The 22,469-nt window shown below is 67.6% G+C and carries 21 protein-coding genes; 9 read left to right on the top strand and 12 right to left on the bottom strand.

Annotated features, from left to right (window positions below; all coding sequences use genetic code 11):
• Positions 1–101: 101 nt before the first annotated feature.
• The 4 genes from O1Q03_RS37685 to O1Q03_RS37700 form a co-directional block, all read right to left on the bottom strand.
• A complete protein-coding gene (locus O1Q03_RS37685; protein ID WP_269510744.1) occupies positions 102–2,405 on the bottom strand; it encodes a fimbria/pilus outer membrane usher protein in 2,304 nt (767 codons plus the stop codon).
• 25 nt (positions 2,406–2,430) lie between these two features.
• Complete coding sequence (locus O1Q03_RS37690) at positions 2,431–3,141, bottom strand: fimbrial biogenesis chaperone (RefSeq protein ID WP_269510745.1); 711 nt, start codon at positions 3,139–3,141, stop codon at positions 2,431–2,433.
• Positions 3,142–3,280: 139 nt separating this feature from the next.
• Entirely contained in the window at positions 3,281–3,787 is a 507-nt protein-coding gene (locus O1Q03_RS37695) for a Csu type fimbrial protein (RefSeq protein WP_269510746.1), read from the bottom strand.
• Positions 3,788–4,677: 890 nt separating this feature from the next.
• Positions 4,678–5,562: a transcriptional regulator GcvA gene (locus O1Q03_RS37700; protein ID WP_269510747.1), complete on the bottom strand. Its 885-nt coding sequence runs from the start codon at positions 5,560–5,562 to the stop codon at positions 4,678–4,680.
• A 96-nt stretch (positions 5,563–5,658) separates the two neighbouring features.
• Between O1Q03_RS37700 and O1Q03_RS37705 the strand changes: the two genes are divergently transcribed.
• Together O1Q03_RS37705 and O1Q03_RS37710 are read left to right on the top strand one after the other, a co-directional pair.
• Entirely contained in the window at positions 5,659–6,270 is a 612-nt protein-coding gene (locus O1Q03_RS37705) for a chromate transporter (RefSeq protein ID WP_269510749.1), read from the top strand.
• Entirely contained in the window at positions 6,267–6,794 is a 528-nt protein-coding gene (locus O1Q03_RS37710) for a chromate transporter (RefSeq protein WP_269510750.1), read from the top strand. The genes O1Q03_RS37705 and O1Q03_RS37710 overlap by 4 nt, the downstream gene beginning before the upstream one ends.
• 151 nt (positions 6,795–6,945) lie before the next feature.
• Here O1Q03_RS37710 and O1Q03_RS37715 read toward each other — a convergent pair whose 3' ends face one another.
• Positions 6,946–7,287, bottom strand: a complete 342-nt coding sequence (locus tag O1Q03_RS37715; protein ID WP_269510752.1) for a hypothetical protein — start codon at positions 7,285–7,287, stop codon at positions 6,946–6,948.
• Positions 7,288–7,530: 243 nt separating this feature from the next.
• Between O1Q03_RS37715 and O1Q03_RS37720 the strand changes: the two genes are divergently transcribed.
• The 7 genes from O1Q03_RS37720 (at position 7,531) to O1Q03_RS37750 (ending at position 14,431) form a co-directional block, all read left to right on the top strand.
• Positions 7,531–8,313, top strand: coding sequence for a YoaK family protein (locus O1Q03_RS37720; RefSeq protein WP_269510754.1), 783 nt, complete (start codon positions 7,531–7,533; stop codon positions 8,311–8,313).
• A gap of 543 nt (positions 8,314–8,856) precedes the next feature.
• Positions 8,857–9,978, top strand: a complete 1,122-nt coding sequence (locus O1Q03_RS37725) for a porin (RefSeq protein ID WP_269510755.1) — start codon at positions 8,857–8,859, stop codon at positions 9,976–9,978.
• A gap of 328 nt (positions 9,979–10,306) precedes the next feature.
• Positions 10,307–10,531 (top strand): hypothetical protein, encoded by a 225-nt coding sequence (locus O1Q03_RS37730; RefSeq protein ID WP_269510757.1) that lies wholly within the window; start codon positions 10,307–10,309, stop codon positions 10,529–10,531.
• 241 nt (positions 10,532–10,772) lie between these two features.
• On the top strand, positions 10,773–12,128 hold the full coding sequence (gene gor, locus O1Q03_RS37735; RefSeq protein ID WP_269510758.1) for a glutathione-disulfide reductase: 1,356 nt from the start codon (positions 10,773–10,775) through the stop codon (positions 12,126–12,128).
• A gap of 449 nt (positions 12,129–12,577) precedes the next feature.
• Positions 12,578–13,249 (top strand): CsgG/HfaB family protein, encoded by a 672-nt coding sequence (locus tag O1Q03_RS37740; RefSeq protein WP_200885173.1) that lies wholly within the window; start codon positions 12,578–12,580, stop codon positions 13,247–13,249.
• 56 nt (positions 13,250–13,305) lie between these two features.
• A complete protein-coding gene (locus O1Q03_RS37745; protein ID WP_269510760.1) occupies positions 13,306–13,746 on the top strand; it encodes a DUF4810 domain-containing protein in 441 nt (146 codons plus the stop codon).
• A 10-nt stretch (positions 13,747–13,756) separates the two neighbouring features.
• On the top strand, positions 13,757–14,431 hold the full coding sequence (locus O1Q03_RS37750) for a DUF799 domain-containing protein (RefSeq protein ID WP_269510761.1): 675 nt from the start codon (positions 13,757–13,759) through the stop codon (positions 14,429–14,431).
• 40 nt (positions 14,432–14,471) lie between these two features.
• On the opposite strand, the gene O1Q03_RS37755 is transcribed toward O1Q03_RS37750, so the two are convergent.
• The 7 genes from O1Q03_RS37755 to O1Q03_RS37785 all read right to left on the bottom strand — a co-directional run bounded on the left by O1Q03_RS37755 (position 14,472) and on the right by O1Q03_RS37785 (position 22,224).
• Positions 14,472–15,773, bottom strand: coding sequence for an NAD(P)/FAD-dependent oxidoreductase (locus O1Q03_RS37755; protein WP_269510763.1), 1,302 nt, complete (start codon positions 15,771–15,773; stop codon positions 14,472–14,474).
• Positions 15,774–15,798: 25 nt separating this feature from the next.
• On the bottom strand, positions 15,799–17,118 hold the full coding sequence (locus tag O1Q03_RS37760) for an NAD(P)/FAD-dependent oxidoreductase (RefSeq protein WP_269510765.1): 1,320 nt from the start codon (positions 17,116–17,118) through the stop codon (positions 15,799–15,801).
• Positions 17,119–17,230: 112 nt separating this feature from the next.
• Entirely contained in the window at positions 17,231–18,805 is a 1,575-nt protein-coding gene (locus tag O1Q03_RS37765) for a DUF3138 family protein (protein ID WP_269510767.1), read from the bottom strand.
• Positions 18,806–18,906: 101 nt separating this feature from the next.
• Positions 18,907–19,746: an ABC transporter permease subunit gene (locus O1Q03_RS37770; RefSeq protein ID WP_269510769.1), complete on the bottom strand. Its 840-nt coding sequence runs from the start codon at positions 19,744–19,746 to the stop codon at positions 18,907–18,909.
• Positions 19,743–20,729: an ABC transporter permease subunit gene (locus O1Q03_RS37775; RefSeq protein ID WP_269505017.1), complete on the bottom strand. Its 987-nt coding sequence runs from the start codon at positions 20,727–20,729 to the stop codon at positions 19,743–19,745. The genes O1Q03_RS37770 and O1Q03_RS37775 overlap by 4 nt, the downstream gene beginning before the upstream one ends.
• A 10-nt stretch (positions 20,730–20,739) precedes the next feature.
• Complete coding sequence (locus O1Q03_RS37780) at positions 20,740–21,897, bottom strand: polyamine ABC transporter ATP-binding protein (RefSeq protein ID WP_269510771.1); 1,158 nt, start codon at positions 21,895–21,897, stop codon at positions 20,740–20,742.
• Between the two features lie 192 nt (positions 21,898–22,089).
• Complete coding sequence (locus tag O1Q03_RS37785; RefSeq protein WP_269501741.1) at positions 22,090–22,224, bottom strand: hypothetical protein; 135 nt, start codon at positions 22,222–22,224, stop codon at positions 22,090–22,092.
• Positions 22,225–22,469 lie beyond the last annotated feature (245 nt).

Genomic DNA, 22,469 nt, shown 5'->3' on the forward strand with positions numbered 1-22,469 from the left:
CGCGACCAGCCCGGCGGCGCCGGCCGCCAACGCGGCGAGCGCCGCGGCTGCCGCGCGAACGCGCGCGAGCCGCACCGGCCGTTCGGCATGCTTGCGATGTCTCATGGTGTGACTCCCTTGCAAAGATGAGTGCCCAGGTCCGGCAGCGGGTCGTCGCCGGCGGGAAAGCGCACGGTCACGTCGCACTGCCGGTCGCGCCACGCCGCATGCAGGTGGTTCTGCTCCGACAGTCCGGTCACGTAGACGACGCCGTCGCGGCCAACCGGAAACGCGTCCTTCTGTCCCGCGATCGTGACGATCGCGCCGGCCGGCAGGTGCGCGCCGTCCTCGAGATCGAGGGTCAGCATCGCGCCGCGCGAGCGCGTGATCGGGAACACGAGTGCCATGCCGCTGCGGAAGTAGGGCACCGCGTCGAGCTTGAGCGTGCCGATCGTCGCGTCGAACGGCAGGTCGGCCTGCTCGATCGAGACCGGGTTGCTTTCATACGCACGCAGCCGCGGCAGCAGCGCGACGCCGCTCGCGTCGGTGCGCGCTACGAGCTGGTTGTCCGCGAGGATGCCGACGTTGGCGAAGCCCGGCACCTTGACCAGCGCGAAGCTGTCGGTGATCTGCCGCGACAGGCGCGCGGTGCCGTCGACGAACGCGACGCCGCCCGCGACGTTGGCGCGCACGCCGGCGCGGCCGCGATACGCCGCCGCCTCGACGCTGTAGGTGCCGGTGCGCGTCTGCAGCGTCGCGCTCGCGTCCTGCGTGTCGTTGCCGGCCTGCAGCGCGTAGCCGAAGCCTTCGCCGACCGGCAGGCTGCGCTGCAGTTGCGCGAGCATTTCGGTGCCGCCCTGCTGGTGCGTCATCGTGACCGATGCGCTGGTGCGGTTGTCGACCGGGATCGTCCACGCGACGCCGACGATCGTCGCGCCCGCGCCGCTCAGCGGCTTGCTGACGCTGATGTTGGCGAAGCCGAAGCGCCCCAGCTGCGCGCTGTAGCTGAGCGACAGCAGCTGGGTCCTGTAGCCGTCGCGATTGTCGAGGAATACGTGCGCAAGCCCGAGCGAGCCGAAGCGACCCAGTCCGAGGCCGAGGTTGACGCTCGTCAGCAGCTTCGGCGCGAGCGTGCCCGGTTCGAGCCCGATCTGCGCGAAATGCGGCGTCGCCCATTGCGCGTGCGCGCCGATCTCGACGAGGCCGGCCTGGCTCTGGGCGCCGATCGTCGCCAGCGCGCCCGGGCCGTCGGCACTGCGGCTCGCCGCCGCCGACGCGTTGACAACGCCCAGCGGCCCGGCCAGCACGACGCCGCCGACGCCGAGGTTCTGCCGCGACGCTTCGGCTTCCGCGTGGATCTCGCCGGTGAACCGGTCGGTCATACCGATCCGGTGCGTCGCGCTGGCGAACCAGTGGCCGTAGTCGTTGCTCGCCAGCCCGAAATCCCGCCGCTCCTTGCCAATCTCGTACGAGAAATCCTGCATCCCCTGCTTCAGCAGGTTCGCGCTCGCATAGAACGACTGCGTGATCACCTGCTCGCGGCCCATCACGTCGCGCACCACGACCCGCACGTCGCCCTGGCCGGTCACCACCGGGACGTTGTTGATCGCGAACGGACCGGGCGCGACCTCGCGCGTCGACGTCAGCGCATTGTTGACGTAGACGTCGACGGTCGAAGGCAGCACGGCTTGCCCGTTCACGCCCTGCAGCGGAATCGTGACGAGCCCGGGCTGGGTCGCGAAATTGGTCGCGTACTGGATGCCGCCGAAGCGGATCGCGCGGCCCCACATGCCCGCGCGGCTGATCGCGTCGCCGATGCGCAGGCTGGCGAGGTGGCCGGGCCGATCGGTCGTCCACGTGGTTTCGAGGCGGGTCAGGCGCCGCGTCGGGCCGGATTCGTCCGCGAGGAACGTGCCGACGCCGACGCCGAAGCGGTTGAAGAAGCCAAGCTCGAACAGCCCGGAGCCGTGCGTCTGGCCCGCGGCCTGTTCGGCGAGCAGGTCGTAGTTGAAGAAGCCGCCGATGCCCGGTGCGACCGCCGGCACCTGGCGCCGGTCGGTCTCGTCGAAGGTCGCGCCGACGAATGCCTGCGCGGGGACGCTGATCGACATCGTCAGGTTCTGCTCGTCGACGGTGTACGTCAGCCCCGCGATCGCGTTCAACGGGTAGTACGGCGTGTCGCTGCCGGCGAGCGGCGCGACGTCCGGCTGCCTGAGCCGCCAGCGCTTGAGGTCGTCGGCCGACACGTAGAACGCGCCGTCGGCCGCCTTGATCAGCAATGCGGTTTCGTCGAGCCCCTGGCGGTTGATGTCGATCTGGTACAGCAGCTCGGCCGGGCCGCCCGCCGCCGCATGCGACGCCAGCGCGGCCGCGGCGGCCGGTGCCGCGACGAGACGCTCTTCCGCGAGTGTGGTCTGCGCGCTCATGAGAATCGCGATCAGCAGCGCCGCGTCAGCGCGCGTTCGGCGCGACCGTCGAATCGATGTCGCCCGCATCGGAGTAGCCGATCAGGTGCATGCCGGAGGCAACGGCCGGCGAAGTACCGGCGCCGGGCTTGAACATCAGTTCGCGCGACTGGCCCGGCAGCACATACGCGAATTCCGCGTGCGTGGCGACAGGGCGATCGCTGCCCGGCGCGAACAGCGCGAGGTTCGCCACCTGCGCATGCGCGGTGCCGTCGTTGGTCACGCGCAACGCGAGCGTGCCCGTGCCGCCCGGCCGCGGCGCCGCGCTCCAGCTCAGCCGCGGGGCGGTATCGGCGGCCGGCTTCACGAAGATCGGCAGGCTCATTTCCAGCGCGATCTGCACGCCGGCGAAACCGGGTTTCGGCGCGGGCGGAATTTCCTGCAGATAGAGGCGGTAGCTGGTTTCGCGGTCCGCGGCCGGCGGATGCCGCAGACCGACGCGTACGACCTGCGCACCGCCGGGCGCGATCGTGAAAATGGGCGGCGCGGCAATCAGGTCGCCGGTCGACGCATAGACGTCGTCGCCTGCGTCCTGCGACCACGCAGCGGTCCGCAACTGCACGATCACGGGCTGGTCGGGCGATTCGTTCCTGACCGTGAGCGCGACGCTGCGCTGCGCGGCGGAAAGCTCGATGCGCACGGGCGACACGGTGAAGTCGGTCGCCTGGCTGTCGGCGCATGCGCCAGCGAGTGTCATGGCCGCGATCCAGGTCGCGAGTTTGCACACGTTCGGTTTCATCACGGGTCCACCTCCGGGGAAGTCGCTTCGGCACGCTTGACGCGGGCCGCAGGGAGGGGCGCACGCATCGGCGATGCGGCGCACCCTCCGCACGGCACTAAAACGTCACGGTGACCGTCACCGTATCGGCATAGTTGCCGGGCACTGCATTGGGCTGGTCGGGCACCTTGCCGTAGACGGTCTTGGTGATCGCCTGGGCCATCGCCATCCCCTGGCCGGTCCCGTTGACGGTGTCGGTCGGCGGCGTATTGCCCCACACGACCGTGCGGTTCGAATCCTGGTACAGCGAGTAGTTGAGCTGGTTCGAGCCGCTCGTCATCACGCGGGTGGCGACCGTGGCGCCGGATGTCGCGCCTGCATTCAGACCGATGTTGAAGTTCGTGCCGTTCGTGCAGCGGACCGTGATCGCCGATTGCGCGGATTGGTCGCCGGTGCCGGGCGTATAGGCGGGGAAGGTCAGCGCGCCGGCCGAGTCGATCAGGCAGGTGGCATTGACGGTGGCGGACACGCCGAACGTCGTGCTGGCCTGTGCGGCCGATGCCGAGACGGCCGCGCAAGCGAGCGATGCGGCAAGGGCCGCCTGGATCAGTAAGGATTGTTTCATGATGCATTTCTCCCGTGAAAACTGGAATACGCGGCCGGTGCGGCGAGCGTGTCGTTCGCGACGGAAACTCGATCGTCCGGATGCGAGATGGCTCTTCTGGTTGCGTCGGAATCGGATCGCTGTCTGGGCGGGCACCTCCTTGATGTCGTCATGCAGAGTCGGAGTGGCGCGCGGATACCCTGGCCGCTGGGCTGCCGCGCCTGCGACGTGTGTCGCAGCCGTCGCCGCGCGCGCGGCGGCTCGCCGGCGGGTGGGCGCGGGTGCGGGCGGCAAGGCCCGAGCGAACGGCACGCGTCGCCGTGGCGCGCATGCGCCTGGCGAAGGGGTTCGGGGGTTTGCCTATCGGATTGGTGCGTCGTGACGTCGGCGAACTGGCTGGGCCGTGTTCGCGCATCGGACGGCGACGGTGCGAAGCTGTGCAGCCGGCATCGATGCCGGCGTGACGGGAGCAGTGATGCAGGACAGCAGCCGTGTGACGGCTGATATGAGCTTGAACATGATTTCCCCGACCCGCTTGATGATTGTTTGTCGCCTGCATCGAGCCGTTGGCGCGTGCAGCGTCGTTGTGTGCGCGACTGCATCAGCAAGCAGCGGGCCAGCACGCGCACAGCCACGCGAACAGGAGATGAGCGGACCCGATGCGGACGCGGGCGACGGTGCACGCGCGGAAATGTTTCAGTCGTGAAACGAGATGCGACGAGGCCGGTCGGCCGTTCGCCCCGCCGGCACGCGACTGCGCGAATACGGGGCAATTGCAGCGGGGCGCGCGACGGCGATTCTGCAGTGGAATCGCGCGCGTTGCAGGCCGATCGGTTTCATCCGTGCAACGTGTGCGGGGACCGGAGGCGGTGCATCGCGGCCGCTTCGATCAGGCGCCAGGGCACGGCGCATCAGCCACTCACATTCGACTGCGCCTGCAGCCACGCGCAGAACTGCGCGACGAGCGAATCGTCGGCCGGCGCGCCCGGCGCGATCCACCAGTAGCTGCGCGTCGCGATGCGCGGGCCGTCGAGCGGCATCACCAGGCGCCCGCTTGCGAGCTCGTCGTCGATCAGCGGCAGCGGGCCGAGCGCGACGCCCAGCCCGTCGACGGCCGCCTGCAGCGCCAGGTAGAAGTGATCGAACGACTGCCGCTTGCGCCCCTTCATCGTCACGCCGGCCGCCGCGAACCAGTCGCGCCAGCCTTCCGGCCGCGTATCCGAATGCAGCAGCACGTGCCGCGCGAGATCGTCCGCGCGGGTGATCGGCGCGCGCTTGAGCAGCGCCGGACTGCACACCGGAATCACGCTTTCGTCGAGGAAGTGGCCGCTCGTGCAGTTCGGCCAGTGGCCGGGGCCGCGGCGGATCGCGACGTCGAAGCCGTTCAGCGTGTCGAGTGGCGCGTTCGACGTGGACAGCTTCAGCTCGACGTTCGGCACGTCGCGCTGGAACCGCGACAGCCGCGGCAGCAGCCATTTCATCGCGAAGGTCGGCAGCGCGTTGATGCGCAGCACGCGCGCCGCGCCCGTATTGCGCAGCTGCTCGGTGGCGAGCGCGATGCTGTCGAACGCGGCGCGTACGGTGTCGAGATAGCGGCGGCCCTCGTCGGTGAGCTTCACGCGCTTGCCGTAGCGGTGGAACACCGGCTTGCCGAGCCATGCCTCGAACCCCGCGATCTGCCGGCTGATGGCACCGTGAGTCACATGCAGCTCGTCGCCGGCAGCGCTGAAGCTTTCGTGTCGTGCCGCTGCTTCAAAGGCCCGAAGCGCGGAAAAGGGCGGGAGATCGCGTGCCATGCTTGTGATTCTAGATCACAAGGGCGTGCCGATAAAATCGTTTTGCCGGCTTCCTGAAGGGCGGTAACCTCGGGTCACCGTTTGATGAGGATGCCCATGCAATCCGTTTCTCCCCCGCCTGCCGTGTCGCCGCGCCAGGTCGGCGTAGCCGAGCTGTTTACCGGTTTCCTGTCGCTCGGCCTGATGTCGTTCGGCGGCGCGCTGCCGTTTGCGCGGCGCACGATCGTCGAGCAGCGCAAGTGGCTTTCCGCGGACGAATTCACCGATCTGCTCGGCTTGTGCCAGTTCCTGCCGGGCGGCAACGTGATCAACCTGTCGGTGGCCGTCGGCATGCGCTTTCGCGGCGTTGCGGGCGCGTTCGCCAGTATTTTCGGGCTGATCGTGGGGCCGACGCTCGTCGTCGTCTCGCTCGGCGTGCTGTACGCGAAGACGCAGGGCGATCCGCGCGTGCAGCATCTGTTCGGCGGGCTGGCCGCCGCGGCCGCGGGCCTGCTCGTCGCGATGGCCGTGAAGGTCGTCAAGCCGCTGCGCCACGCGCGTGCGGCGGCCGGCATCGCGGCGCTGTCGTTCGTCGCGATCGCGGTGCTGCGGATTCCGCTGCTGACCACGATGCTGGTGCTGACGCCCGTGAGTATCTGGCTCGCATCGCGACGCCGCGACACGCCGGCGCCGCAGCGCGCCGCCGCACGCGACGGAGGCCGCTCGTGAACGACACGCTGATCGCCATCGCGACGATCTTCAGCCAGCTGTCGCTGCTCGCGTTCGGCGGCGGCAACACGATCCTGCCGGAGATGCAGCGGCAGGTGGTCGACGTGCATCACTGGATGAGCGCGCACGAATTCACCGCGCTGTTCGCGCTCGCGCAGGCGGCGCCGGGGCCGAACATGATGATCGTGTCGCTGGTCGGCTGGCATGTGGCCGGCTGGCCGGGGCTGCTCGTCGCGTCGATCGCGAAGTTCGGGCCGTCGTCGCTCGTCACGGTGCTCGCGCTGCATGCGTGGGAGCGCTTTCGCGACCGGCCGTGGCGCCGCTACGTGCAGCAGGGGTTGATGCCGGTCACGGCCGGGCTCGTCGCGGCCAGCGCGGTGCTGATCTCGGAAGCGTCGAACCGCACGGCGATCCAGTGGGGCATCACCGCCGTGTGCGCGGTGCTCGCGTGGCGCACGCGCATTCACCCGCTGTGGCTACTCGCGGGCGGCGCGCTGATCGGGCTCACGGGCATCGGCCAGTGAGCGGCGGGGCGGGCGGTGGCGTGTGCTATGGGCAGTGCGGGCACTGCGGCCGCTCCGGCTATTCTGGCTATTCTGGCTCTTCCGGTTACACCCGCTACACCGGCTACCCCTGACGCTCCGGCCACTAGGGACGTCCCGCCCTCTACCGCCACTACGGCGACGCAGGCTGGTCGCTGTTCACGAGGCCGAGCAGCCGGCCGCGCTCCGCGCTGACGTCGTCCGTCGGCGTCGGCCAGTCCACCACGTAACCGGCTTCGAGCGCATCGCGCATGATCGCGTCGTAGTCGGCCTTGCGAAGCCTGTCGCTGCCGCGCAATGCGCGCGCCACCTCGTGCTTGAGCTTCGGCGTGAATGACGGATACGCCGCCACCAGCGCCGCATACTGGCGCGCATCGATCTCACCCGATTCGCGGTTGAACGCCCAGATGGCCACCAGCACGATCGCGAAGAACGGGATCACGGTGAAGCGCAGGAAGAACTTCGCGGGTGTCATGTCATTCGACGGTTGGTTGAGACGGCGCGGCAGAGTGTGCTCGCGGCCCGCCGGTATACTCGGCCGGTCTTCCGGTCCGGCGACGCCGGCCGTGTGCGACAGATGCGCGCCCGACGCCCAGCATTATATTGGCGCGGCGCGCGGGCCTGCCGAGTGGCCGCGCCGGCCGGTATCAATGACGGAATCGATGAATGACGCGCCGCCCGCCGCATCCGGCCGGTGGTGCGCTACACGGGAGAATCGATGGATCTCGACGGCGCGAGCCGCAACCTCACTGTCGCGGCGCTGCTGACGCTGTCCGGCGGCTATCTCGACGCATACACGTACGTCAGCCACGGCCACGTGTTTGCGAACACGATGACCGGCAACGTCGCGCTGCTCGGCATCAACCTGTCGGCCGGCGAATGGGCGGCCGCACTTCATCATGTGCCGCCGCTCGGCGGCTTCGTGCTCGCGGTCTTCGTCGCGCACCTGCTCGGTCTTGCCGCGCAGCGCCGCTGGATGCGGCACACGGCGTTCGCGAGCCTGATCGTCGAGATCGCGTTTCTCGGCTTCGCCGCGAGCGGGCTCGTCGGCGCGTCGAGCGCGTGGCTGATTCCGGGCATCTCGTTCGTCGCGACGCTGCAGACGCTGTCGTTCACGCATCTCGAAGAACTGTCGTACACGTCGGTGATGACGACCGGCAACCTGCGGCGCGCCGCGCAGAAGCTGTTCGTCGGACTGATCCCGCGCTACGACGCGGGCGCGCTGCACGACTCGGCGCTGCTCGCGACGATCAGCTTCTGCTTCCTGGCCGGGGCGGTGGCCGGCGGCCTCGTGACGCGGCTCGTGCCGGACATCGCGCTGTGGGGCGCCGTGTTGCTGCTCGTCGGCGCGTTCGTGGAAATCGTGCGGCGTGCGCGGCGGCGCGCGGGCGATGACGGCAGCAGCAGTAGCGGCGAGGGCGGCACCGGTCGCAACGGGGACGGCAGCATCGATAAAGGCAGTGACGGCAACGCCGACGGCGGGACGCCGCAAGCAGTCTGACGACGTGTGGTCGGGCCGCCATGCGCGGCCGGCACATCGGTGCGCCGCACGACGGATTCGCGGGCGCGCGATTCGCGGATGCGCGTCATACTGCTTCCCGGCTTCCCGGCTTCCCGGCTTCCCGGCTTCGCGGCTTCGCGGCTTCGCGGCTTCGCGGCTTCGCTGCTTCTTCCACACGCTGCGCTCCTCAACGTGCCGCGCCCGATACCGCGCGATCGGGCGCGGCGCCGATCATCTCCCGATCGCTCCGCATCGGATCACAACCGCGCCGCTTTCATCACCGGTCTGCGCTCGATCCTTACAACGCAGCCCCACATTTCGAGACTTCCGCGCGTCGCTTCACTCGCCGGAGACGCCTATGCGGCGCGGGAACCGTTGTTCCAGGGCGACAATCGCGCGTTGCCGGGCGTTTCAATTTCTTTCAGCGTCCGTACTCGTCTTATGATTCAGCCCACATCGCGCGCGCCATGAGCGTGAGCGATCGCCACCCGGCTGCGCACGCGGCCGGCCATGAATGGAGACACCTAAAAAAAAGGCAAGCTCATGAAGCAGACCACTCGACTCGCAGCCATCGCAGGGGGCGCGGCCCTGGCCTTCGCCAGCCAGTACGCAGCCGCACAAAGCTCGGTCACGCTGTGGGGCGTCGCCGACGCCAGCATCCGTTACCTGACCAACGCCAACGCGAAGAACGACGGCCTGCTGTCGATGACCAACGGCGCGATCACGAACAGCCGCTTCGGCATCTACGGCACGGAAGACCTCGGCGGCGGCCTGAAAGCCGTGTTCAACCTCGAAAGCGGCGTGAACCTGCAGAACGGCGCATTCGCCGACAGCGGCCGCCTGTTCAACCGCGCAGCGTACGTCGGCCTGCAGAGCCCGTACGGCACGGTGACCCTCGGTCGCCAGAAGACCCCGCTGTTCGACCTGCTGTCGGACACCTACGATCCTCTGACGGTCGGTAACTACCTCGAAAACGCATGGCTGCCGGTCGCGCTGGGCGGCGGTCTGTATGCGGACAACCAGATCAAGTACACCGGCAAGTTCGCGGGCCTGACCGCGAAGGCGATGTACTCGACGGGCACCAACTACGAATCGACCGGCGCGGGCGGCTTCTCGGGCCAGATCCCGGGCTCGCTCGGCAAGGGCAATGCGTGGGGCGTATCGGTGTCGTACGTGGCGGGCCCGCTCAGCATCGCGGCCGGCGCGCAGCAGAACAGCGACAACTCCGCACGCAAGCAGACGATCTACCACGCGAACGTCGTGTACGCGTTCAGCAAGGCGAAGGTCTACGCGGGCTACCTGCGCTCGAAGGACGACACCGGTTTCGTCGACAGCCTGCTCGCGCAGCAGTCGATTCCGGTCGCGAAGGGCACGGGGCGGATCGACGACGGTCCGTTCGCGGGCGTGAGCTGGCAGGTCAGCACGCCGCTGACGCTGACGGGCGCGTTCTACTACGACCACATGCGCAATGCGATGACCACGAACGGCACGCTCGCGAGCGGCAACCGCTACGCGATCGTCGGCATCGCCGAATACGCGCTGAGCAAGCGCACGGAAGTCTACGGCACCGTCGACTTCAACAAGACGAACGGCGCGGCGAACGTCGAACTGCCGGGTCGCAGCAACCAGACCGGCATCGCGATCGGCCTGCGCAATATCTTCTGACGAACGTCGGCATTCCCCGCGCGGGCGTCGGCCCGGCGCACCTCGAAGAGGCTCCTGCGGGAGCCTCTTTTTTTCGGCCGCGAGGTTCATGCGCGTGGACGATTATTCAGCGATCGCTGCATCGGGAAAGTCCTGCCCGTAAGGCATTCGTCGGCATTGCAGAACATACTTTGACAGTGCGCGCGAAGGGTTTCCGCTACGCTGCGTGCAAGGTCCGCCGCGTGCGGCCGGCCTGGTGCGTAACTTGTGTATCCGGTGATGACAAACACGGTCTGCCGGTTTTTTTCGTGGGACGATGCGCTCACGATTTTCTTGAAAGGGGATGACGATGGGTATCCTGAACACCGTGGGTGAAATCGCGGGCGCAGTGGCGGCCGTCGAAGGCGTGGAAAAGCTGGATCCGGATGCGGGCCTGCTGACCAAGGCGGCGGCAGCGGTGGCCGGCTTCAAGGGCGCCGAAGCACTCGAAGGCCTGGTCGAGAAGAAGAAGGACGAAGAGCAGGCTGCGGACGACACGCAGGCGACGGACGGCAGCGACACGTCGCAGGCATGAGCATGGCGGCTGGATCCGCCGCGGGTGCGCGTGTCGCGCCGGGCGGACCGGTGCCGCGCGGCCGGCAGGCCGGGCATGTGGTCGATCGGTGACGCATGGCACACCCGGCGGCTGGTTTGACCGGCGAGAGGCGACGTCTCTCGCCGTTTTTTATGGAAGGGGCGCCGTGCCGCGCCACGTTCCGCACGAATTCCGGAATCTTGCTATCGTGCCGTCATCCGAACTGCGATGAGGGCTTGCAATGGATTTCGACTACGACCTGTTCGTCATCGGGGCCGGCTCCGGCGGCGTGAGGCTCGCCCGGATGTCGGCGTCATACGGCGCGCGCGTCGGCATCGCGGAAGAAGAGCAGATCGGCGGCACCTGCGTGCTGCGCGGCTGCATTCCGAAGAAGCTGCTCGTCTACGCGTCGCATTATCCGCATGAGCTCGACGACGCGAAGGGCTTCGGCTGGAGCTTCGGCGCCGGCACGCTCGACTGGCCCGCGCTGATCGCCGCGAAGGATCGCGAGATCAACCGGCTCAGCGACATCTACATCAACCTGCTGCGGCAATCCGGCGTCGAGATGCACGCGGGGCGCGCGACGCTCGTCGACGCGCATACGGTCGCCGTCGGCGATCGTACGATCCGCGCACGCCACATCGCGATCGCGACCGGCTCGCGCCCGTCGCTGCCGCCGCGGCCCGGCATCGAGCACGTGATCACGTCGCGCGAGGCGCTGTCGCTCGCGAAGCTGCCCGCGCGCATCGCGGTGGTCGGCGGCGGCTATATCGCGGTCGAGTTCGCGGGCATCTTCAACGGCTTCGGCAGCCATGTCGACCTGTTCTATCGCGGTGAAAAGATCCTGCGCGGCTTCGACGACGACGTGCGTCACTTCCTGACCGACGAAATGACGAAGCAGGGTGTCGCGATCCATGCGCGCGCGGTGGTCGAATCGATCGCACGCGCGGACGACGGCACGCTGTCGGTGCGCGTCGGCGATGCGCAGCACGGGCCGTACGATGCGGTGCTCTATGCGACCGGCCGCGTGCCGAACGTCGACGGGATCGGGCTCGAACGCGCGGGCGTGCTGCTCGATGCACGCGGCGCGATCGCGGTCGATGCGTATTCGGCGACGTCGGTGCCGTCGATCCACGCGATCGGCGACGTCACGTCGCGGCCGCAGCTCACGCCGGTGGCGACGCGCGACGGCGCGCTGCTTGCGCGGACGCTGTTCGGCGGCTCGCGGGTCGCGGTCGACCACGATTACGTGCCGTCGGCCGTGTTCAGCCAGCCCGAGGTCGCGACGGTCGGCCTGACCGAAGCCGATGCGCGTCGCGTACACAGCGAGCTCGACATCTATCGCACGTCGTTCAAGGCGCTGCGCCACACGCTGTCGGGCCGCGACGAGCGCACGCTGATGAAGCTCGTCGTCGCGCGCGACAGCCAACGCGTGATCGGTGCGCACATGGTCGGCCGCGATGCGGGCGAGATCATCCAGGGCATCGCGATCGCAATTCGTGCCGGTGCGACGAAGGCGCAGTTCGACGACACGATCGGCATTCACCCGACCGCGGCCGAGGAGTTCGTGACGATGCGGCAGAAGGTGGCCGACTAGCGTAGAGCGGGCGCGCCGGCACGTATGGCCGGCGCGCGCTCTTGCAGATGATTCGTTTGCGCGTCGCGTTTCACCGATTTACGGACATTCGTAAAAATCGTCAATTCTTCTCAAGAAATCCCGTCTCAATAATCAGGCTTGGTATGATCGGCAAAAATCATATCCGGGGCCGATCATGCGCGATCAACAGCGCAGTCATCACAATAATGGGCTGATCGACGCACGCGGGGCCATCGCCCGCCGTGCCGCTCGTCAGCGCCTTGCCGCAACACGTCGGTTGCGCGCACTTTCCGTCCGAATCCCGCTGTCGCTATCGCCATCCCGGCGATGAGCGCGCACGCGCGCGTATTCGCGCGCCAGCCGTTTCGATCGCTGGATCGACCGCCGGTTCGCCGGTGAGCCGGCACCCGTTTCGGGCATTTTTTCACGCAAGGAGACCAGCAGTGAACATTCAGACACGACGCACCGTGCTCGTGGCGGCAGCGCTCGTCGCGGCACTGTCCGGCTGCGCGACCGAATCGTCGCGCACGCTCGACGTGCCGGCCGTGAGCAGTGCGCAGAAGCCGTATGCCGGCAAGCCCGTCGCGATCGCGGTCGGCAAGTTCGACAATCGCTCGAGCTACATGCGCGGCATCTTCTCGGACGGCATCGACCGTCTCGGCGGGCAGGCGAAGACGATCCTCGTCACGCGCCTGCAGCAGAGCCGCCGCTTCAACGTGCTCGATCGCGAGAATCTCGACGAGATCAAGCAGGAAGCCGGATTCATGAAGAAGGCGCAGGCCGTGAAGGGCGCGAACTACGTCGTGACCGGCGACGTGACCGAGTTCGGTCGCAAGGACGTCGGCGATCACCAGCTGTTCGGCATTCTCGGCCGCGGCAAGACGCAGGTCGCCTACGCGAAGGTCAGCCTGAACATCGTCGACACGACGACGTCGGAAGTCGTCGCGTCGAGCCAGGGCGCGGGCGAATTCAGCCTGTCGAACCGCGAGGTGATCGGCTTCGGCGGCACCGCCGGCTACGACTCGACGCTCAACGGCAAGGTGCTGGATCTCGCGATCCAGGAGGCCGTCAACCATCTCGTCGACCAGGTCGATGCCGGTACGCTGAAGGTGCCGCAATAAGCGCCGTGCGCGACACGCATTCGACGAATCATTCACCAACCAGAAGAGACACGACCATGAAACGGGGAATCTGGCTGCCGGCGACGGCGGCCGCCATGCTGCTCGCGGGCTGCGCGGCGCCGACCACGCCGCCGCTCTATCAGTGGAACGGCTATCAGCCGCAGGTGTACGAATACTTCAAGGGGCAGACCTCGCCGCAACAGCAGATCGACGCGCTCGAGAAGGCGCTGCAGGAGATCCGCGCGAAGGGCAACAAGCCGCCGCCCGGCTTCCACGCGCATCTCGGGATGCTCTATGCGAGCGTCGGCAACGAGCAGCAGGCGCGACAGGCGTTCGAGGCCGAGAAGGCGCTCTTCCCGGAGTCCGCGTCGTACATGGATTTCCTGATGAAGAACAAAGCCGGCAATACAAAGGCCGCGAAGGCTGCGAACCCGTCGGCCGCCGGCCAGACGATCACCGGCCGGACGCAGGCCGATCCGACTCCCGCCCAACAGTGACGTGCGTGCCATGATCAAGACACTTTCATTCAAGCTGCTGTCCGTGCTGTCGCTCGTCGCATTGCTGAGCGCATGCGCGCAGCCCGTCAAGCGTCCCGACTACACGGCCTTCAAGAAGAGCCAGCCGCGCTCGATCCTCGTGCTGCCGCCGGTCAACGACACCACCGATGTCGGTGCGACCTACGGGGTGTTGTCGCAGATGACGCAGCCGCTCGCCGAGTCGGGCTACTACGTGGTGCCGGTCGCGGTGATGGACGAGACCTTCAAGCAGAACGGCCTCGCGAACGCGGCCGAGATCCAGAACACGTCGCCGGCGAAGCTGCGCGAGATCTTCGGCGCGGACGCCGCGCTCTATTCGAAGGTCACGCAATACGGCTCCGTCTACCAGGTGGTGGACAGCACGACGGTGGTCGCGGCATCGGCGAAGCTCGTCGACCTGAGGAGCGGCGACGTGCTGTGGCAGGGCGAGGGCCGTGCGACCGGCAAGGAGGTCGGCAACAACATGAGCGTCAATGCGTTCGGTGTCGTCGGGATGCTGGTGCAGGCGGCCGTCAAGCAGGTCGCGCATTCGCTGACCGACGAAGCGCACGATGTGGCCGGGTTGACCAGCAGCAGGCTGTTGTCCGCGGGGCCGCCGACCGGGCTGCTGTACGGGCCGCGCTCGCCGAAGTACGGGACCGACTGATCGGCATGGCTGGCACCGGCACTCGGCGCGCGGCGCGGGCTCAATGCACGCCGAACGCGTCGAGCAGCCGATACCAGCTCATCGCGAGCACGAGCGCCGGCGTGCGCAGCGCCGCGCCGCCCGGAAAATCGCGATGCCGGATCCTGCCGAACAGGTCGAAGCGGCTCGCCTGCCCGTCGATCGCCTCGGCGATCAGCTTGCCCGCGAGTGCGGTCGTGTTCACGCCGTGCCCCGAGAAGCCCTGCGCGAAATACATCGTCGGTGCGACGCGCCCGAAGTGCGGCGCGCGGTTCATCGTGATGTCGACGAAGCCGCCCCACGCGTAATCGACCTTTACGTCCGCGAGCTGCGGGAACGTCTTCAGCATGTCCGCGCGCATCGCCGCCGCGAGATCGCGCGGCGCGCGCGTCGAATAGCTGACCTTGCCGCCCCACACGAGCCGCGTGTCGGGCGCCGGCCGGAAATAATCCAGCACGAAGCGGCTGTCGCAGATCGCCGCGCGCGCGGGCATCAGTGCGGCGGCGCGCGCTTCGCCGAGCGGTTCCGTCGCGATCACGTAGGTGCCGACCGGCATGATCTTCTTCGACAGCGCGGGCGCGAGCGTGCCGACGTAGGTGTTGCACGCGAGCACGACGAAGCGCGCACGCACGTTGCCGCCGCTCGTCTCGACGACGTGGCCGCCTGACACGTCCCGCACGCGCGTCACGCAGCTGTCCTCGTGGATGCGCACGCCCGCGTCGGCGGCCGCACGCGCGAGGCCGAGCGTGTAGTTCAGCGGATGCAGGTGGCCGCTGTCGGGGTCATACAGGCCGCCGCAATAGCGGGCCGACTGCACGTAGTCGCCGAGTTCGTCGGCTTCGACGAAGTGGAACCGGTCGTAGCCGAAGCGCTTTGCGGCCTCGTCGCGCCAGCGCTTGAGCGCGTCGGCGTCGCGCTCGGTATTCGCCGCGGTCAGGTAGCCGGGGACGAGTGCGCAGTCGATGTCGTGCCGCGCGATGCGCGACTTCACCAGCGACAGCGTTTCGAGCCCCATGTCCCAGATCCGCTTCACGTCGCCTTCCGGCATGAATTGCGCGAACGTGTCGATGTCGCACGCGAAGCCGCCGATCAGCTGGCCGCCGTTGCGGCCGCTCGCTGCCCATCCGACGCGCGACGCCTCGAGCACGGTCACCGAATGGCCGCGCTCGGCGAGATTGAGCGCGGCCGACAGGCCCGTGAGGCCCGCACCGATCACGCACACGTCGGCATCGGTCGCGCCGGCGAGCGGCGCATGGCGGGTCGTATCGTTGACGGTCGCCGCGTAGTACGACGCGACGTGCGGCTGGTTGGCGAATGTCTGCATGATCAGGAAAACGGAGAAAGATGGCTCAGAACAGCTCGCGCACGCGGTGATACAGCATCCCGAGTTCGAGCGCGGGCTGCCGCCATGCGTCGCCGCCGGGAAAGCGCCGGTGGCGCAGCCGCGCGAACAGGTCGAACGCGTGCGTGTCGCCCGCGATCGCGGCGGCGATCGTGCGGCCGGCGATGCCGGTCAGCGCGACGCCGTGCCCGCTGAAGCCCTGGACGTAGAAGAAGTTGGCGTCGAGCGCACCGAAGTCCGGTGCGCGATTGCGCGTGACGTCGACGAAGCCGCCCCATGCGTGGTCGACGCGCACGTCGCGGAGTTGCGGGAACACGCCAACCATGCGCTGCCGGATCGTTTCCGCGAGCGTGTCGGGCGACGCGCCGGCGGAATTCGCGCGGCCGCCGAACAGCATCCGGTGATCGGCCGACAGCCGGAAGTAGTCGAGAAAGAAGTTGTTGTCGCACACCGCTTCGCGCTGCGCGATCAGCGCGTCGGCGCGTGCGCGGCCGAGCGGTTCGGTCGCGATGATGTACGACGCGATCGGCGCGATGCGCGCGGCGGTCGCGGCAGGCAGCACGCCGCCCGGGCCTGCGTTGCAGCACGATACGACGAAGCGGCAGCGCACTTCGCCGGACGGCGTACGCACGATGGGGCGCGTGCCGCGTACGATGTCGAGCGCGGGCGTGTGAGCATGGAGCGCGACGCCTTCGCGGCGCGCGGCATCGGCGAGGCCGAGGCAATACTTGAGCGGATGCAGGTGGCCCGACAGCGGGTCGTAGACGCCCGCCAGATAGCGCGTCGATGCGATGCGCGCGCGGATTTCGGCGGTGTCGAGCCACGACAGCGACGGATGGCCCCAGCGCGAAGTCGCCGCGTCCATCCAGGTGCGCAGATCGTCGATACGGCGCGGCTTGGTGGCCACCGTCAGGTAGCCGCGCGTGAAGTCGCAGTCGATGCCGTAGCGCGCGATGCGCTCGGCGATCAGCGCGACGCCGTCGAGCGACAGCGACCATGCGGCGCGCGCGCCGTTCGCGCCGAGCTGTTGCTCGATCACCTCGTCCTTCGCGAAGCCCGTGATCGCCTGGCCGCCGTTGCGGCCCGATGCGCCCCAGCCGGGCCGGTGCGCGTCGATCACGGCGACCGACAGCCCGCGCGCGCGGCATTCGAGCGCCGTGGACAGGCCCGCGAAGCCCGCGCCGATCACGCACACATCGACGTCGATCGTATCGTCGAGCACCGGAGCGCCGGCCGCAGGGTCGTCAGCCAGCGGACGCGTGGCGGTTGCTTCGTAGTACGAGTCGCGCACGAGCGCGTCGGCGCGGCGGGTGAAAGACTGCGTCATCAAACCGACTCCGTCGAAGACGGCCGGCGCCGGTGCGCGATGCACCGCCATCCGGCCGGATGAAACGGCGCGGGAGGCCGTGCGTGTGGCACGGCGTCCCGCGCGGCCAGCATCAGAACGAATAGATGAACTGCGTCGCGAGCAGGTCGTTGGACTTGCCGTACGAACCGTCGTTGCGCAGGAACACCTTGTTGTTCGCCCAGTCGTGCCGGTATTCGACCTTCACCGTGATCTGCTGGGTCGGATAGAACAGCAGGTCGAGCGCGACGTCCTGACGGATCGCACCCTTGCAGTCGAAGCCCAGGCCGCCGTTCGCCTTCGACGTCGCGAGGCAGTCCGCGTCGACGCCGAAGCCGTTGTACGGATCCATCCCGTTGCCGTTCAGCGCGATGCCGCCGCCGCCGCCGCCGTTCTTGCGGTTGACCAGCGCATCGTAGCGCAGCGTCACGCCCATGCGGCCGACCACCGGCGCGTTGAACTTGCGGTGCGCGAGCAGCGACAGGCCGTACCACTGCGCGAGGCCGCCGTTGTACGCCGCGTGCTGCTGCTGGCCGTAGTCGAGCTCTGCGTTGTACTGAACGTCGGCGAGCGTATACGTCGCGTCGGCTTCCGCGAAGAAGAACGTGCCGTATGCGTTCGGCGCGGCGCCGCCCGGGCCGTAGTGCACGTTGCCGTCGGCGTCGATCGCGCTCGACAGCGTCTGCCGGCCGATGTTGAACGACGCGCCGAGGTCGAGCGCGCTGGACCACGTGTAGTCGGCGCGCGCGGTGAAGGTCGGCACCTTGTTGCTGGTCGTGATCGGATCGCCGAGCGCGTTCGTGCCCGTCTGCGTGACCGAGCCGTACGTGCGGTACTGCTCGTTGCCGACGAAGAACTTCCACGCCCATGCGCCCTTCGTGTAGTTCGCGCCCGCACCGACGTAGCTGCCCGGATCGGAGAAGTCGTACAGCAGGTTGTGCGTGAGCGTGAGCATCTGGTTCGACTGCTGCACCTCGTAGCCGCCGAAGCTCGGGATCAGGCCGGCGACGAGCGTCGTCTCGGCGGTGATCGGCACGTTGATGACCGCGGTGTTCAGCAGGTTGTCGGTGATCGAGCCGCGCGAGTTCTGCAGCAGCGTGATGCCGTTGCCGCGGTTCGGCATCAGCGTGATCTCGGCCGACGGCGCCATCGGGCCGACGCCGAAGGTCTTCTTGATGTCGAGGTAGAGATCGCCGAACGTGCTGTTGAAATAGTTGTACGCGTTCTCGTGGTTCGCGAACAGGAACGACGACGTGCCGGCCGCGCGGTTGTAGATGTAGGTCGGGTCGATGTAGCCCGTCACGGACAGGCCCGCGAGCGGCCCGGTGTTGGCCGCGTCGGTCAGCGAATCGACTTTCAGCTGCTGGTTCGCGATCTGCTGCTTCATGTCGCTGACTTCGTCGTTGGTCAGCGTGGCCTGCGCCTTGCCGTAGTCCGGCGACGCCGGATCGGCGGCCACGACGACCGGCTTCGCAGCGGCGCCCGTGCCGGCCTGCGCGAGCGGCGCGCCGCCCGGCTTCGCGGCGAGTTGCGCCTGCATCGCCTTCATCTGCTTCTGCAGCGCCGCGACCTGCGCCTGCAGCGCCTTGATTTCGGCGGATGTCGAGTCGGCCAGCGCGATGCCCGGCAACGCGCCGGCCACCAGCAGGCAGATCAGTTTCTTCTTCATTGCGGATTCTCCTTGTCGTGCGTGTGTCAATGTGCGATTCGGTGGCGCGCCGCAGCGCGCGGCGCGCCGGTCTTGTTATCGATGGATCGGAAAGAGGGGATTCAGGCCGCCGCGAACGCCGCCTTCATGTCGTCCACGCGACGCCGCTCGCGCGCGATCATCGCCTGGTTCACGACGATCACGCCGATCGTCACGGCCGTGATGAACAGTGTTGCCAACGCATTCATCTCCGGGTTCAGCCCGAGCCGCACGCGCGAGAACACCACCAGCGGCAGCGTCGTCGAGCCCGGCCCGGACAGAAACGCCGACAGCACCAGATCGTCGATCGACAGCGTGAACGACAGCAGCCACCCCGACAGCAGCGCCTGCGAGATCAGCGGCAGCGTCACCACGAAGAACACCTTCAACGGCGTCGCACCCAGATCGAGCGCAGCCTCTTCGAGCGACTTGTTCATCTCTTTGACGCGCGACTGCACGATGATCGCGACATACGACACGCACAGCATCACGTGACCGATCCAGATCGTCACCATCCCGCGGCCCTTCGGCCAGCCGAACATCTGCTCCAGCGCAACGAACAGCAGCAGCAGCGAGATCCCCTGGATCACCTCCGGAATCACCAGCGGCGCGTTGATCATCCCCGTGTACAGCGTGAAGCCCTTGAAGCGGCCGAAGCGCGCGAGCACGAAGCCGGCCCACGTGCCGATCACGACCGACGCGGTGGCCGTCAGCAGACCGATCTTCAGCGACAGCCACGCGGCGGTCAGCAGCTCGTCGTCGTCCAGCAGCGCCGCGTACCACTTCAGCGAGAAGCCCGACCACACCGTCACCAGCTTCGATTCGTTGAACGAGTACACGACGAGACTGATGATCGGGATGTACAGGAACAGAAAGCCGAAGGCGAGAACGCCCGTCGACAGCGGTTTGCTCGGCTTGATCATTTCGCTTCCTCCAGTTCCTTGACCTGGTAGTACTGGAACAGCGCCATCGGCACCAGCAGCAGCATTACCATCGCGACCGTCACCGCGGACGCCATCGGCCAGTCCATGTTGTTGAAGAATTCATCCCACATCACGCGGCCGATCATCAGCGTGTCGGCGCCGCCGAGCAGCTCGGGAATCACGTATTCGCCGACCGCCGGGATGAACACCAGCAGGCTGCCGGCGATGATCCCGTTCTTCGACAGCGGCAGCGTGATGCGCGTGAACGCGACCCACGGCTTGGCGCCCAGGTCGTACGCGGCTTCGAGCAGCGTGAGGTCCATCTTCACGAGGTGTGCATAGAGCGGCATCACCATGAACGGCAGGTACGAATAGACCATGCCGATATAGACGCCGGCATCGCTGTGATAGAGGCGCAGCGGCGTGTGGATGATGCCGAGCGCGATCAGCGCGTGGTTCAGCAGCCCGTCATCCTTCAGGATCCCGATCCATGCGTATACGCGGATCAGGAACGACGTCCAGAACGGCAGCATCACGGCCATCATCAGCACGTTGCGCCGGCCCGGTTCCGCGCGCGCGATGTAGTACGCTATCGGGTAGCCGATCAGCAGGCACAGCAGCGTCGACACGGCGGCCATCTTCAGCGAGCTGAGGTAGGTCGCGATATACAGGTCGTCCTGCAGCAGGAACGCGTAGTGGCCGAGCTGCAGCGCGAAGTGCACGACGCCGTCCTTCATCGCGACGAGCGACGTGTACGGCGGGATTCCCATCACCTGGTCGGCGAAGCTGATCTTGAACACCAGCACGAACGGCAGCGCGAAGAAGACCGTGAGCCACAGGAACGGCACGCCGATCGCGACGCTGCGGCCCGACGGCAGCAAGCGCGACAGCGCGGCGAAGCGGCTGCGGCGTCTGGAAGCCGGTGTCGCGGCGGTGGCGCCGGTCGGAACCGGCGCGGACGGAGTGGAAGCGGAAGTTCTCATCGTGTCGTCCTCACGCCGTCAGCACGACGCCGCTCGCCGGCGACCACGACACGAACACGTCGTCGTTCCACGACGGCGCACCGTCGTGCAGCAGGTGCGAGCTCGACAGGTTCGACACCACCGTCTTGCCGCTCGGCAAGCGCACGTGATACAGCGAGTAGCTGCCCATGTACGCGATGTCGGTCACGACGCCGCGCGCCCAGTTGTGATGCGAGCCGGGTTTCTCGCGCGACACCTGCACGCGCTCCGGGCGCACCGAGATGCCGACCGGCATCCCGAGCGGGCCGGTGACGCCGTGGCTCACGTACATGCGCGCTTCGAGATCGTCGCTCTCGACGAAGATGTGATCGGGCTCGTCCTCGACCACGCGCCCTTCGAACAGGTTCGTCGAGCCGATGAACTCGGCCGAGAAGCGGCTGTTCGGGTATTCGTACACTTCGCCGGGTGTGCCGATCTGCACAATCTTGCCTTCGCTCATCACCGCGAGGCGGCTCGCCATCGTCATCGCTTCTTCCTGGTCGTGCGTGACCATCACGCAGGTCACGTCGACCTTCTCGATGATGTTCACCAGTTCGAGCTGGGTCTTCTGGCGGATCTTCTTGTCGAGCGCGGACATCGGCTCGTCGAGCAGCAGCAGCTTCGGGCGCTTGACGAGCGAACGCGCGAGCGCGACGCGCTGCTGCTGGCCGCCGGACAGCTGATGCGGCTTGCGCTTCGCGTACTTGCTCATCTGCACGAGCGCGAGCGCATCGGCCACGCGCTCCTTGATCTCGTTCTTCGGCGTGCCTTCCTGCTTCAGCCCGAACGCGACGTTCGACTCGACCGACATGTGCGGGAACAGCGCGTACGACTGGAACATCATGTTCACCGGGCGGCGATACGGCGGCAGCGACGCGAGGTCTTCGCCGTCGACGAAGATCTTGCCAGAGGTGGCCGTCTCGAGCCCGGCGAGCATGCGCAGCAGTGTCGACTTGCCGCAGCCGGAGCTGCCGAGCAGCGCGAACAGTTCGTTCTTCGCGATCGTGAGATTTACGTTGTCGACGGCGGTGCTGTCGCCGAATTTCTTCACGACGTTTTCGATGCGTACGAACGCGTCGTTCGGCTTGATCAGGTCCGTCGTCGCGTCGCGACGCACTGCCTCAGGTGTACTGAATGAATCCCGTTTCATGATGGTCCGTGTTGAAAAGGTAAGCGAATGTCGACTGTCAGGCGACCGTCGGCCGGCGCGGCACAAGGCCGGGAGGCGGTCTGCGGCGCGACCGCTCATGCGGTCGCGCGGTGCCGGCGGAGAGGGATCGAGCGACTCCTCATCCGGATCATGTGGTGCAAGAAAGCGGGTATCGGGCGCAACGTGCGGCGATCAGCAGCGACGGCAGCCGGCCAGCACACCCAACGGCACCGGCTCATCGCGCATGGCGGCCATCGGCGGCCGGTCGGGCACGCCGACGGCTTCGTTCGCCATGCTGGCTGTCATGATGATTTCATCGGTTTTCATCGGGCTTTCCGCACGCATCTGTTGTGTCCAGTGCGAATTTTTAAACCCGTCAAAAACTTTTTGGATCGCGGATTTCCGTTGCGGACATTGAACGGAATCGATGTGAGAAAAGGCCGCAGACGGCGCGCAGCGCGCGCCCGCGCGGCCATGCGGGAAACCCGGCCGGCACGATGGCCGGCGGGCTAGGGCCTGTTCACGCTAATAACGGGCTTGCGAACGTGCCTTTCCGCCCGCAGGGCAAGGAG

Origin of the sequence: Burkholderia sp. IMCC1007 (assembly GCF_027257875.1) — a bacterium.
Taxonomy (GTDB): domain Bacteria; phylum Pseudomonadota; class Gammaproteobacteria; order Burkholderiales; family Burkholderiaceae; genus Burkholderia.

Excerpts from the sequence above, each read along its gene's own strand:
- O1Q03_RS37685 (WP_269510744.1), bottom strand. The coding sequence starts at position 2,405 with ATGAGCGCGCAGACCACACTCGCGGAAGAGCGTCTCGTCGCGGCACCG.
- O1Q03_RS37690 (WP_269510745.1), bottom strand. The coding sequence starts at position 3,141 with ATGACACTCGCTGGCGCATGCGCCGACAGCCAGGCGACCGACTTCACC.
- O1Q03_RS37695 (WP_269510746.1), bottom strand. The coding sequence starts at position 3,787 with ATGAAACAATCCTTACTGATCCAGGCGGCCCTTGCCGCATCGCTCGCT.
- O1Q03_RS37700 (WP_269510747.1), bottom strand. The coding sequence starts at position 5,562 with ATGGCACGCGATCTCCCGCCCTTTTCCGCGCTTCGGGCCTTTGAAGCA.
- O1Q03_RS37705 (WP_269510749.1), top strand. The coding sequence starts at position 5,659 with ATGCAATCCGTTTCTCCCCCGCCTGCCGTGTCGCCGCGCCAGGTCGGC.
- O1Q03_RS37715 (WP_269510752.1), bottom strand. The coding sequence starts at position 7,287 with ATGACACCCGCGAAGTTCTTCCTGCGCTTCACCGTGATCCCGTTCTTC.
- O1Q03_RS37720 (WP_269510754.1), top strand. The coding sequence starts at position 7,531 with ATGGATCTCGACGGCGCGAGCCGCAACCTCACTGTCGCGGCGCTGCTG.
- O1Q03_RS37725 (WP_269510755.1), top strand. The coding sequence starts at position 8,857 with ATGAAGCAGACCACTCGACTCGCAGCCATCGCAGGGGGCGCGGCCCTG.
- O1Q03_RS37730 (WP_269510757.1), top strand. The coding sequence starts at position 10,307 with ATGGGTATCCTGAACACCGTGGGTGAAATCGCGGGCGCAGTGGCGGCC.
- gor (WP_269510758.1), top strand. The coding sequence starts at position 10,773 with ATGGATTTCGACTACGACCTGTTCGTCATCGGGGCCGGCTCCGGCGGC.
- O1Q03_RS37745 (WP_269510760.1), top strand. The coding sequence starts at position 13,306 with ATGAAACGGGGAATCTGGCTGCCGGCGACGGCGGCCGCCATGCTGCTC.
- O1Q03_RS37750 (WP_269510761.1), top strand. The coding sequence starts at position 13,757 with ATGATCAAGACACTTTCATTCAAGCTGCTGTCCGTGCTGTCGCTCGTC.
- O1Q03_RS37755 (WP_269510763.1), bottom strand. The coding sequence starts at position 15,773 with ATGCAGACATTCGCCAACCAGCCGCACGTCGCGTCGTACTACGCGGCG.
- O1Q03_RS37760 (WP_269510765.1), bottom strand. The coding sequence starts at position 17,118 with ATGACGCAGTCTTTCACCCGCCGCGCCGACGCGCTCGTGCGCGACTCG.
- O1Q03_RS37765 (WP_269510767.1), bottom strand. The coding sequence starts at position 18,805 with ATGAAGAAGAAACTGATCTGCCTGCTGGTGGCCGGCGCGTTGCCGGGC.
- O1Q03_RS37770 (WP_269510769.1), bottom strand. The coding sequence starts at position 19,746 with ATGATCAAGCCGAGCAAACCGCTGTCGACGGGCGTTCTCGCCTTCGGC.
- O1Q03_RS37775 (WP_269505017.1), bottom strand. The coding sequence starts at position 20,729 with ATGAGAACTTCCGCTTCCACTCCGTCCGCGCCGGTTCCGACCGGCGCC.
- O1Q03_RS37780 (WP_269510771.1), bottom strand. The coding sequence starts at position 21,897 with ATGAAACGGGATTCATTCAGTACACCTGAGGCAGTGCGTCGCGACGCG.
- O1Q03_RS37785 (WP_269501741.1), bottom strand. The coding sequence starts at position 22,224 with ATGAAAACCGATGAAATCATCATGACAGCCAGCATGGCGAACGAAGCC.